This window comes from Candidatus Villigracilis affinis, from assembly GCF_016705895.1.
Lineage (GTDB): Bacteria > Chloroflexota > Anaerolineae > Anaerolineales > Villigracilaceae > Villigracilis > Villigracilis affinis.
This window is the reverse complement of record NZ_JADJKT010000037.1, coordinates 58,022-74,076: the sequence shown is the minus strand read 5'-3', so window position 1 is coordinate 74,076 and position 16,055 is coordinate 58,022. Positions and strand designations below refer to the sequence as shown.

Annotated in this window: 19 protein-coding genes; 18 read left to right on the top strand and 1 reads right to left on the bottom strand. The window is 50.6% G+C overall.

Annotation, left to right across the window (positions count from 1 at the left end):
- The first annotated feature begins 95 nt into the window (after positions 1-95).
- From IPI86_RS19135 to IPI86_RS19060, 16 genes are all read left to right on the top strand, one after another.
- Positions 96-782 (top strand): DUF6796 family protein, encoded by a 687-nt coding sequence (locus tag IPI86_RS19135; protein ID WP_345299617.1) that lies wholly within the window; start codon positions 96-98, stop codon positions 780-782.
- Between the two features lie 6 nt (positions 783-788).
- Positions 789-1,457 (top strand): metal-dependent transcriptional regulator, encoded by a 669-nt coding sequence (locus IPI86_RS19130; RefSeq protein ID WP_345299616.1) that lies wholly within the window; start codon positions 789-791, stop codon positions 1,455-1,457.
- 5 nt (positions 1,458-1,462) lie between these two features.
- Positions 1,463-2,056 (top strand): isoprenylcysteine carboxylmethyltransferase family protein, encoded by a 594-nt coding sequence (locus tag IPI86_RS19125; RefSeq protein ID WP_345299615.1) that lies wholly within the window; start codon positions 1,463-1,465, stop codon positions 2,054-2,056.
- A 19-nt stretch (positions 2,057-2,075) separates the two neighbouring features.
- Entirely contained in the window at positions 2,076-2,675 is a 600-nt protein-coding gene (locus tag IPI86_RS19120) for an isoprenylcysteine carboxylmethyltransferase family protein (RefSeq protein WP_345299614.1), read from the top strand.
- Positions 2,676-2,677: 2 nt separating this feature from the next.
- A complete protein-coding gene (locus IPI86_RS19115) occupies positions 2,678-3,682 on the top strand; it encodes a FeoA domain-containing protein (protein ID WP_345299613.1) in 1,005 nt (334 codons plus the stop codon).
- A gap of 82 nt (positions 3,683-3,764) precedes the next feature.
- Positions 3,765-4,601, top strand: a complete 837-nt coding sequence (locus IPI86_RS19110) for a FeoB small GTPase domain-containing protein (RefSeq protein ID WP_345299612.1) — start codon at positions 3,765-3,767, stop codon at positions 4,599-4,601.
- 2 nt (positions 4,602-4,603) lie between these two features.
- Positions 4,604-5,692 (top strand): nucleoside recognition domain-containing protein, encoded by a 1,089-nt coding sequence (locus tag IPI86_RS19105; protein WP_345299611.1) that lies wholly within the window; start codon positions 4,604-4,606, stop codon positions 5,690-5,692.
- Positions 5,643-5,993, top strand: a complete 351-nt coding sequence (locus tag IPI86_RS19100) for a hypothetical protein (RefSeq protein WP_345299610.1) — start codon at positions 5,643-5,645, stop codon at positions 5,991-5,993. The genes IPI86_RS19105 and IPI86_RS19100 overlap by 50 nt, the downstream gene beginning before the upstream one ends.
- A gap of 143 nt (positions 5,994-6,136) precedes the next feature.
- Positions 6,137-7,180 (top strand): multicopper oxidase domain-containing protein, encoded by a 1,044-nt coding sequence (locus tag IPI86_RS19095; protein ID WP_345299609.1) that lies wholly within the window; start codon positions 6,137-6,139, stop codon positions 7,178-7,180.
- A gap of 13 nt (positions 7,181-7,193) precedes the next feature.
- Positions 7,194-8,384, top strand: coding sequence for a ZIP family metal transporter (locus IPI86_RS19090; protein WP_345299608.1), 1,191 nt, complete (start codon positions 7,194-7,196; stop codon positions 8,382-8,384).
- A 150-nt stretch (positions 8,385-8,534) separates the two neighbouring features.
- Positions 8,535-8,825: a metalloregulator ArsR/SmtB family transcription factor gene (locus tag IPI86_RS19085; protein WP_345299607.1), complete on the top strand. Its 291-nt coding sequence runs from the start codon at positions 8,535-8,537 to the stop codon at positions 8,823-8,825.
- A gap of 21 nt (positions 8,826-8,846) precedes the next feature.
- Positions 8,847-9,188 carry a rhodanese-like domain-containing protein gene (locus tag IPI86_RS19080; RefSeq protein WP_345299606.1) on the top strand — a complete coding sequence of 114 codons (342 nt, stop codon included), beginning with the start codon at positions 8,847-8,849 and terminating at the stop codon, positions 9,186-9,188.
- 141 nt (positions 9,189-9,329) lie between these two features.
- Complete coding sequence (locus tag IPI86_RS19075; protein ID WP_345299605.1) at positions 9,330-9,920, top strand: isoprenylcysteine carboxylmethyltransferase family protein; 591 nt, start codon at positions 9,330-9,332, stop codon at positions 9,918-9,920.
- A gap of 24 nt (positions 9,921-9,944) precedes the next feature.
- On the top strand, positions 9,945-12,044 hold the full coding sequence (locus tag IPI86_RS19070) for a cation-translocating P-type ATPase (RefSeq protein WP_345299604.1): 2,100 nt from the start codon (positions 9,945-9,947) through the stop codon (positions 12,042-12,044).
- Positions 12,037-12,972, top strand: coding sequence for a cation diffusion facilitator family transporter (locus IPI86_RS19065; protein ID WP_345299603.1), 936 nt, complete (start codon positions 12,037-12,039; stop codon positions 12,970-12,972). The genes IPI86_RS19070 and IPI86_RS19065 overlap by 8 nt, the downstream gene beginning before the upstream one ends.
- 64 nt (positions 12,973-13,036) lie before the next feature.
- Positions 13,037-13,876 (top strand): isocitrate lyase/phosphoenolpyruvate mutase family protein, encoded by an 840-nt coding sequence (locus tag IPI86_RS19060; protein ID WP_345299602.1) that lies wholly within the window; start codon positions 13,037-13,039, stop codon positions 13,874-13,876.
- A gap of 77 nt (positions 13,877-13,953) precedes the next feature.
- On the opposite strand, the gene IPI86_RS19055 is transcribed toward IPI86_RS19060, so the two are convergent.
- Positions 13,954-14,433 (bottom strand): hypothetical protein, encoded by a 480-nt coding sequence (locus tag IPI86_RS19055; protein WP_345299601.1) that lies wholly within the window; start codon positions 14,431-14,433, stop codon positions 13,954-13,956.
- 165 nt (positions 14,434-14,598) lie between these two features.
- On the opposite strand from IPI86_RS19055, the gene IPI86_RS19050 reads away from it, so the two are divergent.
- Together IPI86_RS19050 and IPI86_RS19045 are read left to right on the top strand one after the other, a co-directional pair.
- On the top strand, positions 14,599-15,747 hold the full coding sequence (locus tag IPI86_RS19050; protein ID WP_345299600.1) for an NAD(P)-binding domain-containing protein: 1,149 nt from the start codon (positions 14,599-14,601) through the stop codon (positions 15,745-15,747).
- A 43-nt stretch (positions 15,748-15,790) separates the two neighbouring features.
- Positions 15,791-16,033 (top strand): DUF2007 domain-containing protein, encoded by a 243-nt coding sequence (locus tag IPI86_RS19045; protein ID WP_345299599.1) that lies wholly within the window; start codon positions 15,791-15,793, stop codon positions 16,031-16,033.
- Positions 16,034-16,055: the final 22 nt, after the last annotated feature.

The following is a 16,055-nucleotide window of genomic DNA, read 5'->3' as shown; positions in this document are numbered from 1 at the left end:
CAGATTCCCCTACAATAAGTCAAGTCCCAATCCTTGACAAAATATTTAGTCTTGACTAAAATATATTTAGTTGAGACTAAATATATAGGTGAACTATGAATACAATTCAAATTACTGGTCTGCTCGCGATACTTGGCGCTATCCTTTACGCAATTGGAGATACCTTTCTCCTTGCGAACAAAGTGGATATCAATAATTACCCGAAACTCATACCATTCAAGAAATTACTCTCTGATTCGGAGAAGTTCGTTTCCATCCCCTCGGAAAAAATGATGTGGGGTGCGCTGATTGGTGTCTTTGCAACGCCGCTTGTACTCGCAGGTTTCTGGCATGTCTATCAGGGATTATCTGGAGCCAATGAGGTTCTCAGAGCAATCACCCTCCTGCTATTTGGCATTGCATCTGTGATCGGCGCATTTGTGCATGGGTCTTTCTTTTATGCGGGCGAATATGTCAAAGCATTGAATGCGGTCAGCGAAGATTCGCAAAACGTGATCGTTGAGTTATTCACCCGCCATCGCAAGGTGCTCATCATCACCTACGCTCCCCTGCTCATCATGATCATCATTGCCTCCGGTTTATTTTCCGTAACCGTAGCAACGAGTCAAACCCTCTTCCCCACTTGGATGGCAGCGATCAACCCCGTGACCATGACCATTGTCTGGCTCTTGCTAAAACGCATCCTGCCAACATTCATCACAGACCCACTTGAAGGCGCAGGCTTCAACGTCGCTTATTTCGTATTCTTTGTTTGCACGACCATCACTCTCTGGAGCGCATAAATAAAAATGGAACAAACTCTCACCAACTCCATTCAGGATTACCTGAAAAATATTTACGAACTCACTGAAAACGGTGAGAGCGCAAGCACCAACGCGCTTGCATCCAGACTTAACGTCAAGCCTGCATCCGTCACTGGCATGGTGCAGAAACTAGCCTCGGCAAAACCTGCGCTGGTTGAATACCAAAAACATCAGGGCGTGACGTTAACCGATGATGGAAAAAAAGCGGCGCTGGAAGTCATCCGTCATCACCGCCTGCTGGAAGCGTGGCTCGTGCAAACGCTCGGCTATACATGGGATGAAGTCCATGCGGAAGCAGAGAAACTGGAGCATGTCATCTCAGAGGATTTTGAAAGACGCATCGCCGCCGCCATGGGACATCCGCTTCGTGACCCACACGGAGAGTTGATCCCCACCGCCGATCTTCAGATGCCGCTGGATGATTCGACTCCGCTCTCCTCGCTTCGGTCTGGGCAGTTCGGAAAAATTGAATATGTAAAAGCCTCAGAAGCGGAGCTGCTTCGATATCTTGAAAACCTCGGATTGATCCCAGGCGCAGACATCGAAGTGAAAGACCACTCCCCCTTTGACCATAATCTGACCATCAAGATGGGACGCAAGTCCGTTGTGCTTGGGTTGAACATCACAAGCAAAATATATGTAAAAGAAAGTTAACCGAAATGGAAACAGAAAACATCTTTAGAGGTATTCTGCCGATCCTGATCTTTGCCTTCGTAGCGCATCGAGGATATTACGTCAAAACCCAAAGCAAGCCAGAGGATGCCACTCTGAAAAAACGCGAAGAAGGCATTGTTTCAAAAATAGCCAGCGTACTCGGCTTATTGGGATTTTTCTCGATGCTAGTTTATGTCATCAACCCTACATGGCTTAAATGGGCAAGCATGAGCTTTCCCATTTGGCTGCGCTGGGCCGGAGTTGTCATCGCACTGCTGGGATTTGCCCTGCTGCAATGGTCGCAAGTGACCTTGTCCAACAGTTGGAGCGACACACCACGCATGATGAAAGAGCAAATCCTCATCACAAGCGGGCCGTATCACTCGATCAGACATCCCATCTACACAGCTTTCATTCTGATCTTGAGTTCCACACTTTTCATTTCATCCAACTGGTTGATAGGCGTGTGCTGGGCCGGGATGACAATCTTGGAAACCGCATCACGAATCAGATTTGAAGAATCACTGATGGTTGAATACTTCGGCGATCAATATCGTGAATATATGAAACAAACGGGAAGATTATTCCCGAAAGTCTAATTTTTTTAAAGGTGAAACAATGAACGAAAACTTTTTCCGCATTTTAGCCGCCCTGATCCTTCTTACTGGAATGGGCATCTCAAGCTACTTCCGCATTAAGGCGGATAAACAAACGGGCGAGAAGATCTCCCGCAAAGTGGACGGTTCCGTCATGATGAACATCATCAAATTTGGCGGGCTGATCCTGTGGCTGAGTCCGTTTGTGTATCTGATCAACCCACAGTGGATGGCATGGGCAAAGATCGGTCTGCCTGAGTGGGTACGCGTTTTGGGAATTGGCGTTGCAATCGTCAATGATGTGTTACTGTATTGGCTGTTCAGCAGCATCGGCAGCGGCATTTCCCCCACCAGCGCCACACGCAAGGAACACAAACTATCCACAAGCGGACCGTACCGCTGGGTTCGTCACCCGCTTTACACCGTTGGTGCCATCCTGTTCATCAGCTTTGGAATGATGGCTGACAATTGGTTCATCGCCGCATTAGGCATCCTGGCTTTCATTGCCATGGCCAAACGAACGCCGCAAGAGGAAGCCAATCTCGTCGAAAAATTTGGCGATGAATATCGTGAGTACATGAAACGCACTGGGAGATTCTTCCCCAAGGTAGGAAGCAGATAAATATGACTATAACTGTTTGGCTGGTATTGGCAATCCTTTTGATCGCGGCAATTTTCATCCCGCGCGTGGGACTTATCGCGATCTACAAAACGTATCGCGCCACAAGGGAACGAGAGTTGGTTGAGGATGCACTGAAGCATTTACTCGACCGCGAACAACACGGAAGGCAAGCCTCTCCCGAATCTCTGGCAGGGACTTTGAACCTGCAACGCACAAGGGTGATGAAACTCATCGAAGATATGGAAACTCAAGGCTTACTCGAATCACGCGGCGCGAATTTACATCTCACCACACAAGGTGAAAGATGGGCGCTGCATGTTGTCCGCGCACATCGTTTGTGGGAACGATATCTCACCGACGAAGCGCGTATGCCGTTGAAAAGAATCCACGGCGAATCGGAGCGACGCGAACATTCACTCACAGAAGCACAGCTCAACGACTTGGATGCGGCTCTGGGCCACCCGACGCGTGATCCACATGGCGATCCAATCCCTACCCGTGAGGGGACTCTGCTCAAGGCGGAGGGAATGCCGCTTACGGCGTGGCAGGCTGAAGGTCCAGTGCGAATCGTCCACCTTGAGGATGAACCTGCCTTAGCGTTCGAACAAATTCTGGCGGCAGGACTCCGCCTGGGACAAACCATCCGCATATTGGATCGAAACCCGCAGCGATATTTGTTGACGGATGGCGAAACTGAATTTCGGCTTGCGCCTGCTGTTGCGGCGAATGTCAGCGTAGCGCCGCTGCCAGAAAGCGAAGTGGCAAAGGCGAACGCGATCTCGTTGGCTGAGTTGACGTATGACCAACGCGCCGAGATCATTGTGTTGGATGAAGCTGTGCAAGGTTTTACGCGCAGGCGATTTTTAGATCTTGGGCTGACGCCCGGCACGATGGTTTACCCTGAATTACAAAACTTTTTTGGCGACCCGCGTGCGTATCGCGTGCGCGGCACATTGATCGCGCTGCGAAAAGATCAAGCGGCGCAGATCTGGGTGAAGCCTGTTTAAAAAGGTTGAAAGTTAGCAGGTTGCAAGTTAAGAGCTAAACCTTCAACCTGCAACTTTTCAACTTTGAACCATTGGAGAAACTATGACAAATACAAAAACCGTACTCCCCACCGAGCATTGCGAAACCTGCCCTGCATTCACGCAGTTGGAGCAGATGGGAATCAAGGTCGGTGATTTTGACCGCGTAATTGCGTTGGCTGGAAATCCCAACACGGGAAAATCCACGCTGTTCAATGCGTTGACCGGGTTGAAGCAGCACACAGGCAACTGGCCTGGCAAGACCGTGACCCGTGCCGAGGGTGGATTTGAATTCAACAAGATGCGCTACAAATTAGTTGACCTGCCCGGGACTTATTCGCTGCTTTCTGCATCACAGGATGAGGAAGTGGCCCGCGATTTTATTTTGTTCGGACAGCCAAGCTGCACCATTGTTGTATGCGATGCAACTTCGCTGGAAAGAAATTTGAATCTCGTTTTACAGGTTATGGAAATTACCGAGCACGTTGTAGTTGCGATCAACTTAATGGATGAAGCAAAACGAAAAGGTCTCGAAGTAGATGCGCGTTCCTTGAGCCGTGACCTTGGCGTCCCTGCCATTGCGATCACTGCACGAACTGGTGATGGCATTCATACTTTGCTGGGCGCCGTTGCAGATGTGATCGAAGGAAATATAGTAACCAAACCTTTGCGCGTACATGGCACGCCTGAATTCCAAAAAGCTGTGAACGAACTTGTGCCGATGATCGAGCAAATGGCACCTGGTATTCCAAACGCACGCTGGCTTGCGATCCGTCTTTTGGATGGTGATGCGCGCGTGCAAAAAGCATTATCCACTGGCGAGCTGGGTGACATCGTCTCGCGCCAGCAGCGCGCGGATGTGCAATTCAGCGGGAAGATGTCGGTTGAGGGAAGGCAATAATTATGGAAGCAAATGAAATTTTAGCAAAAGCAGAATCTTTACGAAACGGTCTTTCCACGGGCTTCCGTGATGAGATCGTGAAATCCCTTTATACAGAAGCAGAAACGATCGCGAAGCGCGCAGTTAAAAGCATTTCAGATAAAAAATATGACTTCGACCAAAAAATAGACCGCCTCGTCACCTCGCCGTATGCGGGTTTGCCCATCATGCTGCTTCTGCTCAGCCTCATCATTTGGCTGACGGTTTCAGGCGCGAATGTGGTTTCAGGCTGGATCGCGGTTGTGTTGTTTGGCATCGGCGATTATGGCCGCGCACTCTTCAATCAAATTGGCGCACCGTGGTGGCTCACTGGTTTCTTGTGGGACGGCGTGTATCTCGGCCTCGCCTGGGTCGTCAGTGTGATGCTGCCGCCGATGATGATCTTCTTCCCCGCCTTCACATTTTTGGAAGACCTCGGTTATCTGCCGCGCGTGGCCTTCAACATGGACTGGCTCTTCAAGAAAACTGGCGCGCACGGCAAACAATCCCTGACGATGGCAATGGGATTTGGATGCAACGCAGCAGGCGTGATCGCGACTCGCGTGATCGACTCTCCGCGTGAACGATTGATCGCCATCCTGACCAATAACTTCGTCCCATGCAACGGGCGCTTCCCGACTTTAATTATGCTTGCTACTGTTTTCGTGGCAGCGTCCTTCCCCCCAGCCTTGACCTCCTTCATCGCCGCTGGGACAGTTGTCGGCGTGGTGTTGATCGGTGTGATGTTCACCTTCCTCGCTTCGTGGATATTATCCAAAACCGTCTTGAAAGGCGAAGCATCCGCATTCACATTGGAACTGCCTCCCTACCGCAGACCGAACGTCAGCCGCATTTTGTACACATCCATCATTGACCGCACCATCTTCGTCTTGTGGCGCGCCATGCAAACCGCCGCTCCCGCAGGTGCGCTCATTTGGGTTTTGGCGAACATTCATCTCGGCGATTCAAATCTCGCACGTATGATTGCAGACTGGCTCAATCCCTTTGGATTATTGCTCGGGCTTGGATGGAGTCATTCTTCTGGCGTACATCATCGCCATCCCCGCAAATGAGATCGTTGTCCCAACCATGATGATGGTGTACATGGGCGCAGGTATGATGATCAACGGGCCGACCAGCAACTCAGCGATCTTTGATCTGCTCGTCAATGGCAACGGCTGGACCATGCTCACGGCGGTCAACTTGATGTTGTTCGCGCTGCTGCACAATCCGTGCGCCACGACGATCATGACCATTTACAAGGAAACCAAATCATTGAAGTGGGCAACCCTGAGCGTTGTGATGACTTTAGGAACTGCATTTTTGGTGACATTCTTAACCGCAAGTATCGCAAGATTGTTAGGCTGGGCATAACGCTATCAAGTAAAAAAGTTTGAACCATTGAGACACGGAGGCACAGAGTTCTTTATTAATTTCCTCAGTGTTTCCGTGACTCCGTGGTTAGTTTACTGGCTTTTACAAAAGCTCAAATTTATCAATAACTTTAGAGGTGAAACATGAAGAACAGATTTTCAAGAAGAGATCTCCTCAAACTCGGCGGGTTCGGGATTTTATCCGCAGCGGGAAGCGTTGCACTTACCAATTTCAAACCCGCCGAAAAGGCAGATCACAAAGCACATTTTTTACAAACACCCACGCCAATGGAGCACGGGGAAGGGCTACCCGGCACTGGCGATGTGGACCATGTAAGGAACGGTTTCAACCCGGGGGATATTCTTACCGATTTTGATTACGGAAAAGTTTCCACACTCCCCAATGGACAAACACTGCGCGAATACAAGATTGTCGCCATCAATAAAAATATTGAGATCGTCCCTGGCATTGACTTCCCCGCATGGACATATAACGGGCGCATCCCCGGCCCCACCATCCGCGCCACGGAAGGCGACCGAATTCGCATCCATTTCAAGAACGGAAGCGACCATCCGCACTCCATGCATTTTCACGGCTTTCACCCTGGCACAATGGATGGCGTGCCCGGCTCTGGCCCCGGCGGCATGGTGAATTCAGGCGAAGAATTTATTTATGAATTCGATGCCGAACCATTTGGCTTGCATCTGTATCACTGCCACGTTTTCCCGCTCGCGCGTCACATTGCAAAAGGACTCTACGGTGCGTTCATCGTTGATCCCAAAGAAGGCCGTCCGCAAATGGATAAGGAAATGGTCATGGTGATGAACGGCATCGATGTGGACTTCGATGATGCAAATGATTTTTACGCGGTCAATGGCATTCCGTTCTATTATCAAAACCATCCCATCCAGATCAAGGTCGGCGAAACGGTACGCATTTATCTCGTCAACATTCTTGAATTCGATCTCGTCAACTCCTTCCACCTGCACGCGAATTTCTTTCACTACTATCCCACAGGCACCAGCCTCATACCATCGGAATTCACCGACACCATCATTCAAGGTCAAGCCCAGCGCGGAATTTTGGAATTCAGCTACAAACATCCCGGCATGTACATGTTCCACGCACATGTGACCGAGTTCGCAGAACTTGGCTGGAATGGCATGTTTGAAGTGTTAGCAGCGTAAGGAGAAGCCGATTATGACTGACCAAATTCCCCCCACGACAAAGAGCCGCTTCACTTTCTCAACCTTCATCCTGCTTCTGCTCCCAATCATTCTCCTCGCTGGAGTGATCGCCCTCTTCCTAAATACAGGCGGCGGACTGGATATGGATTCCCCCGCGCCTATTGAAAATTTATCCATTGAAAGATATCACCTCGCCCGCGGACATATCGAACTGCATGTTCAAAACACCGGCCCCGCAGAATTGACCATTGCACAGATCATTGTCAATGAAGCCGTGATGCCTTTCGAGGTTTCGCCCAGCGTCACCGTTCCACGCCTTGGAACAGCAGTCATCACCGTCAACTACAGTTGGACGGAAGGTGAAGCTTACGCGGTGCGCGTGTTCACCAGCAACGCCGTTCCATTTGATGTGGTGATCCCTGTTGCGTTTGAAACTCCGCAGCCAGATGAAAAAACATTTTGGAGCTTCACGTTGATCGGTTTATACGTTGGTGTTATCCCGATCTTCCTTGGCATCTTCTGGCTCCCTGCGCTTCGAGCCCTCGGCAAACAATGGATGACCTTCCTCATGGCGGTCACTGTTGGGTTGTTAATTTTCCTTGGGCTGGATACCCTCCTTGAAGCCCTCGAACAGGCCGCGGAAGTTCCATCCACGTATCAGGGCATCGGGTTGATCGGCATCGGGGCTGTTGCCACTTATATGCTGCTTGAAATGATCGGCGGCTCGAAATCATCCGACCGCTCCGAGTCATCGCAGCGCCTGAACATCGCCTGGAGAATCGCCCTTGGAATTGGTATCCACAATCTCGGCGAGGGACTCGCAATCGGCGCAGCGTACAACGTGGGCGAAATTGCGTTGGGCACATTTCTCGTGGTTGGCTTCATCATCCAAAACATCACCGAGGGACTCGGCATCATCGCACCCATTTTGCGTGACCGTCCGAACATTCGTCAGCTCGCCTTGCTGGGTTTGCTCGGCGGCGCCCCCGCCATCATCGGCGCATGGATCGGCGGATATACTCCATCACCATTCCTCGCGGTTCTCTTCCTTGCCATTGGCACTGGCGCGATCTTCCAGGTTGCGGTTGAGATCGGAAGGATGATCCAAAGGGACAATGTCAAGCAACCCATGCCAGGCTACATTTTCAGCGGAGTTATCACAGGCATGCTCATGCTTTGGGTCACGGGTATTTTCATCAAATAAAGATTCATCAGCGCGCAAGAGCACACGCTTTCTCTAGTCTCGTGACCTTCGTAAATGCTCTTCCATAAAATCAAAACCTGTCAAATATCACATTGACAGGTTTTGTTTTAAAGAGTAATATATGAACACTTGCTCATATATTCATATATTATGAAACTCACCGAACTCAAAGCCATTCAACTTGCTGAACTCTTCAGCGCCCTCAGCGACGCCAGCCGTGTCCGCCTTATCTCCCTTCTCATGGAAGGCGAAATGAGCGTCAGCACGTTGGCCGAAGAACTCAAAATGACCGAGTCTGCCGTGTCTCATCAACTGCGCGGACTGCGCCAAATGCACCTCGTCCGCGCACGCAAAGACGGGCGGCAGGTCTTTTACTCTCTGGATGATGACCATGTCTCAAAGCTATTCAGCATGGGGCTTGACCATGTAGAACATGGATAACACACCAAAAGGAACCGATTAATGTCACGACAAAAGAAAAATAACTTTGTTCCACTTGTCACCCTCGTTGGTGGCGGACTGTTGCTGATCGTTGCTGCTTTCATGCTCGCAAACCAAACTCCTGCTGCTACCCAACAGGAAGCGGCTTTCGTAGAAGAAGTCTATCCTGAAATTCAACGTGTTTCGATTGATGAAGCCAAAGCCGCGCTTGATTCAGGCTCCGCAGTTTTCGTTGACGTCCGCTCTGCGGAAGCTTATCAGGCCAGCCATATTTCAGGTGCAGTCAACATACCCAGTGAAGAACTTGAAGCACGCCTGGGCGAACTCGATAAAGCTCAATGGATCATCACCTACTGTACCTGACCCAGCGAAGAAACCAGCGCCCGTGCGGCGTCCATCTTGCTTGAAAACGGTTTCCAAAAAGCAACTCCCATCCTTGGCGGCCTCGAGCCGTGGCTCAATGCAGGTTATCCTGTTCAGCCTTAACTTGTTACGGAATTTTCAATGAAAGTATTTTTGCTCGTTTATCTTCTCATATTCTTCGGGTTGGCAATGATCCTGCCTTCGTACCGCGTCTGGAAAACGACAGGCGTCAACCCATACAAACTCGGCAAGTCTGAGTCCGCGCATGATTATGTTGGCACGCTTTTCCGCCTCACGATATTTTCTGTGGCATTGGTCGTGATCGCATTTGCATTCCTTCCAAACCTGTATGAATACCTCGTGCCGATCTCTTATTTGAGCAATGTGACCTTGAATACTGTCGGTCAAACCCTGTTGACCATTGCGGTCATCTGGGTTTTGGTCGCACAAGTCCACATGCAAAAATCATGGCGCATCGGCATTGACGAAGATGTAAAAACCGAGTTGGTTCAAACAGGTTTATTCAAGATCTCCCGCAACCCGATATTTTTGGGAATGCGCGTCATGCTGTTGGGACTTTTCCTTGTTCTGCCAAGCGCCGCCACACTCGTCATTCTATTCGTCGGTGACTTGCTGATCCAAATTCAAGTACGCCTCGAAGAAGAATTTCTCACCCGCACACACGGCAAGGCATATCTTGCTTATCAAAAACAAGTCCGCCGCTGGATATAGCAAGAGTTTATTGGAGAATTGACCGTGAACCAAACCCAAACCATCGAAGTCCCCATCGCAGGCATGGACTGTACCGAATGCACGCAGCACGTTCAGCATGCCATTTCCACATTAAGCGGCGTGCAAAAAGTGGATGTGTTTCTCTCCTCTGAAAAAGCCATCATCCAGCTTGACCCGTCGCTCGTGAAGATGGCGGACATCCGTCAGGCAGTGACAGGCGCTGGCTATTCTGTGCCGCAGCAAAATGGAGAAAGCAAAACTCCCAATGCCGCACTCGGTGAATTTTCACGCCGCATGTTCACTGCATTGGGGCTGGCCTTTGGCGCGATCATTCTGCTTGTTGTTGCAGGTGAATGGCTTGGACTGCTGGATGGCTTAACACAGATCATCCCCTTCCCCGTTGGCGTCGCATTGGTGTTGATCGGCGGCTCGCCGATATTCTTCAACGTCATCCGCGCCGCGCTGAAAAGACAAGTCATCTCGCATACGCTCATGTCCATTGGTGCGTTCGCTGCCTTATTCGTCGGCGAGTGGACAACTGCCATGGTCGTTGTTTTCTTCATGCACATTGGCAACTACACGGAAAGACTCACAGCCGAAGGCGCGCGCCGCGCAGTCAAAGACCTCACGGCTCTTGCGCCGCAAACTGCACGCGTGGAAATTGACGGCGAAGAAAAAGATTTCCCGATCGCAGAAGTACGAAACGATCACATCGTGGTCATTCGCCCTGGTGAAAAAATCCCTGTGGATGGTGAAGTCATCTCGGGGCAAGGGGCAGTGGATCAAGCTTCAGTGACGGGAGAGTCAATGCCCGTGGAAGCAGGTGTCGGGTCGCGTGTGTTCGCGGCAACGCTGCTTAAGCAGGGAACTCTCAAAGTGCGCACACAGGCTGTTGGGGCAGAGTCTGCTTTCGGGCGCGTCATCAAAATGGTGGAAGAAGCCGAAGCGCACCGCGCCGATGTGCAGCAGTTCGCCGATAAATTCAGCACGTATTATTTGCCCGTTGTGATGGGCATTGCCGCGCTCACATTTTTATTCAGCCGCAACCCGCTTGCCACCGCAGCAGTTTTGCTCGTGGCTTGTTCATGCACCATCGCGCTCGCCACACCCATCGCCATGCTCGCAACCATTGGCGCAAATGCAAAACGCGGCGTGTTGATCAAAGGCGGAAAATATTTGGAGACGCTTGCGCGTGCCGATGTTTTGTTGATCGATAAAACTGGGACGTTGACGCTGGGCAAGCCGATCGTGACGGACATCATTTCATTGAACGGCATGGACGAAGCATCGCTTCTTTCCGCCGCCGCATCTGCTGACCGTTACTCCGAGCATCCCCTCGCTGACGCATTGCGCCGCTCCGCGCATGAACGCGGACTGCAATTGCAGGAAGCAACAAATTTCGAATCACTTGCAGGCATGGGTGTACGCGCAAATGTAAATGGCGCAACGATCACTGTGGGCAAACAATCACTGATGAAAGAGTTTGCCCTGCCAATGCAGGCACAAACTTTGGAAGCGCAAGGCAAAACCGTTTTATTCGTTTCAAAAGATGGCGCACTTGCAGGGCTGATCGCCGCCTCAGACACATTGCGAAGCGAAGTTCCAGAAGCATTGCAGGAAGCGAAACGGCTCGGCATAAAAAAGATCGAGCTGCTGACTGGTGACAATGAACAGACTGCATCTTCCGTTGGCAATTCATTGGGCATATCGTTCCGCGCAAATCTTTTGCCCGAAGATAAAATTCGCATCGTCAAAGAATATCAATCGCAGGGACACATCGTCGTCATGGTCGGTGACGGCATCAACGATGCGCCCGCGCTTGCGCAAGCCAACGTTGGCATCGCCATGAAAGCAGGCACAGACATCGCCATCGAAGCCGCGCACATCACCCTCATGCACGAAGATTGGATGCTCGTTCCGCACGTCATTGCCACCGCCCAACGCACCATGCGCGTGGTGAAAGGCAATCTCGGTTTCACCGCCGCATACAACATCATCGGTCTCGCGCTCGCAGCCTTTGGTTTTCTTCCGCCCATGCTCGCCGCCGCGCTTCAATCCATTCCAGACCTTGGCATTCTGGGCAACTCAGCACGCTTACTAAAACAGCAGAATAACCATGCATAATCACACCCATTCCCATTTCGGCGACCTCGCCAATCAAACCACAAAACGGCTCATGTTGTCGCTGGCGCTTACCGCAGCCTTCGTTCTCGTTGAAGTCATCGCGGGCATAGTCGGCAATAGCCTCGCGCTGCTCACCGATGCCGCGCACAACTTCACAGACGTCATTGCGTTGGGATTAAGTTGGTATGCATTGAAGATCGCGACCAAACCTGCCAACGCTGGCAAGACATTCGGCTATCACCGTGTTGGGATTTTGGTTGCACTGGTCAATTCCACGACATTGATATTGATCGCGGTTGGGATCTTCTACGAAGCCTATCACCGCTTCATCGCCACGCCTGAGGTGAATGCCCCGATTTTGATCGGCGTTGGCATCGTCGCCTTCATCATCAATCTTGTAACAGCGCTACTTGTCCACAAGGGAAGCGAAAGTGACCTCAATCTGCGCAGCACCTTCCTGCATTTGATGGGAGATGTCATGTCCACGCTGGGCGCGGTCATTGCGGGTGTCATCATCTACTTCACCAAATGGAACTGGCTCGACCCGCTCGTCAGTGTGCTGATCGGTGGATTCATTTTATGGAACGCGTGGAGCATTCTGCGCCAATCCATTCACATTTTGCTGGAGAGCACGCCAGAGAATATCGATATGAAAGAAATGGTGGAAAAGCTCCACACCGTGAACGGCGTCCGCAGTGTTCATGACCTGCACGTCTGGAGCATCAATGAAAACCTGCGTATGCTCTCCGCCCACGTTGTCACGGACGAAGTATCCCTCCGTGAGGGGATACTTATTCAAAATGGCATCAACGAACTGCTTACCCACGAATACAATATTCAACACGCGACATTGCAATTGGAATGTGAAGGCTGTCAATACGATGGGTTATTTTGCAGCATTGTTGAGCACAACCATACCCACAATTAGCATCATGCTGAGCCGCTAGACCCTTCGATATCCGCCAAGAGTGAAAAAACTAGGAGTTCCTCTTATGTCACAAGCTGCCAAGGCACAAATCCTGCTTACTCTCCACAACAACGGTAAATTACTGATCCTGCCCAACGTGTGGAACCCAATCGGTGCACGGATGCTGGAATCAAAAAGCTTTCCAGCCGTTGCAACCGCAAGTGCCGCCATTGCCGAATCTCTCGGCTACAGCGACGGCGAGCAGCTCAAATTAGACTCTATGTTAGACATGATCGCGAGGATTGTCCGCAGCGTAAACGTCCCGGTCACCGCGGATCTCGAAGCAGGCTACTCTGACTCAATTTCAGGATTGCAGGAAAACATTTCCAGATTGCTTGATACAGGAGCCGTGGGAATCAACTTCGAAGACAGTTGGGACGACAGCGCCCATCTCCGTCCCATTCCAGAACAAGTCGAGCGGATTCAAGCCGTCCGCGCAGTGGCGGAAAAACGCGGCATTCCCCTCGTCATCAACGCCCGCGCCGACAGTTTCTTTGCCGAAGGCTTTTCATCCCTCGAAGACCGAATCGAAGATGTCATCACCCGCGCAAATGCCTATCTCAAAGCAGGCGCCGATTGCACCTATCCCATCGGCGCTAGCGACAAAGAAACCCTCAAAGTGCTTCGCCAGCGGATTAACGCGCCGATCAATGTGCTTGCGTCTGCAAAGACCGCCAGCCTGAAAGAACTGCAAGAGATCGGAATTAACCGAGTCAGCTTTGGTCCGTATATTTTCCGTTCGCTTCTCGCAAAAGAATCAGCCATGTACGATGAATTCAACAACCTCGGCAGCTATGACATTGTCACAAATGGGATATTCACAGGCAGTGATGTGCAGAAATATTTAATAACTGGAAAAGAGTAGACTCCTCTGACTAAACAATATATAAAAGGAGTCGGCGCGTGGCCGACTCCTTTTATATATTCTATTTACGGATTGACTTACTGATTCTGCCAGCCGCGTCCCTGCCCCATCATGCCGCGCCCCATGCCGTTACCTTGCGTGCCTTGCATGCCAGTGCCGTCACAATTGCCGCTGCCCATGCCGCCCTGTCCAAAGCCGCGAGACTTCATCCAATCAGCCTGCTCCTGTGTGATGACATTGGCTTTCACAGCTGCATCCAGCGCACTCGCGCGGACTTCGGTCATGATCGCGGGGAATTCTTCCGCGGTCACACCAGCAGAGAGGGCAATATCGTACATGGTCTCACCAGCTGCGAGTCGGGTATTGATGTCGTTCACATTCAGGTCAAGTTTTTTCGCGAACTCAGTCACCATGAACGTGTGCATGGCACCTTGACCATTCATCATCGGGCCGTGGCCCGCATACGGAGGGGTTGTCCCCTGCGCGAAAACCACACCGACGCCGAGCACGCCTAAAGCCAGAACCAGCAAACCTACGATCAAAATTGTCTTTTTCATTTTTATCTCCTGTTATTTTTGCGGAAATTCTTCCGCTGATTGATCTGATTACACCCATAGGATAAGACTCCAATGTAAAGGTTTTATAAAGAAACCACAAAGAGTACAATAAGCTTGCTTTAGCGTAATCAATTCCGAAAACCAAGTTGAAAAGAGGAGATAAAAATGCAAACATCGACCCCTTTATTACTGGCAGGTGCTGGGCCATTCGGCCTTGCACTGGCGGCATACCTGAAACACGAAAAGATCGAGCATACTCACATCGGTTCCAGCATGGATTACTGGAAGAATTACATGCCAAAAAAGATGTTTCTCCGCTCCGCATGTGACTGGCACCTCGACCCATTCAACGAAGCCACCATCCTCAATTATTTAGACACCTTGAATCTCAAACCTGCGGATGTAGAACCGCTCAGCCTTGACTTTTACCTGACCTACACCGAGTGGCTTCAACAACAAAAAGGCATTTCCCCGCTACCCGCCCATATCACAAAAATTGACCAGATCGAAGACCGCTTCTCCCTATCATTCGATGACGGAAAAAGCATCATGGCAAACAAGGTTGTGCTGGCAGTGGGTCTGCGGTATTTCAAAAACATTCCCGAACCATACATTTCCGTGTTTCCCCAAGACAAAGTCCATCACACCGCCGAGCATGTTGATTTCAGCGGTTTAAAAGGCAAACGCGTGCTGATCGTCGGCGGCAGGCAGAGCGCGTTCGAATGGGCCGCACTCATCCACGAAGAAGGCGCAAAAAATATTCACATGACCTATCGTCACCCTACCCCATCCTTCGAGCCCTCAGACTGGACATGGGTCAACCCAATGGTTGAATCCATGGCGGATCACCCCGCATGGTTCCGCAACCTTCCACAAGAGGAAAAGGACTCGATCACCAAACGCATGTGGGGAGAAGGCAGATTGAAACTCGAACCGTGGCTTGCAAAGCGTATCACACAAGAGACGATCCACTTGCATCCGCAAACTCAGGTGGTCGAATGTAGAGAACTCCCCGCAGGAGAATTACAAATCACGCTGAATGACGGCTCGACGATGGTGATTGACCACGTCATTCTGGCGACTGGCTACAAAATGGATATCACCCGCATCCCATTTATTATGAATGGCAACCTCGCCAGTCAGTTAAAAACCCAAAACGGATTCCCCATGCTGGATGAATCCTTCCAAAGCAGCATTCCCAACCTATATTTCACAGGCCTGCCCGCCGCACAGGATTTTGGTCCATTTTTCGGTTTTACCGCGGCGGCAAATACATCCGCAAAGATCATTGGGCGCGCACTTTCGATGTCGTAAAACGGGAAAACTGGCATATACTTTAATCAGGAGACCAGCCAAAATGGACGAGCTAAAATACGAAAAGATCGGTGAAGCCAACAGCCGAGCAGAGGCCGAGGTTATTGAAAGTTTTTTGGAAGCCGAAGGGATCGATGTGGAGCTCATCGAAGAATCGGTCTCGCACACAGCCTATGCCATCGCTAATGCACGCGTCGAAATATTTGTCCCTACAGAAAAAGCAAAAAAGGCACTCAAGCTCCTCAAGCCATTTGACGATATTCAACCTGACGAAGATGATCTATAAAGTTTATAACAACCCGTAGATT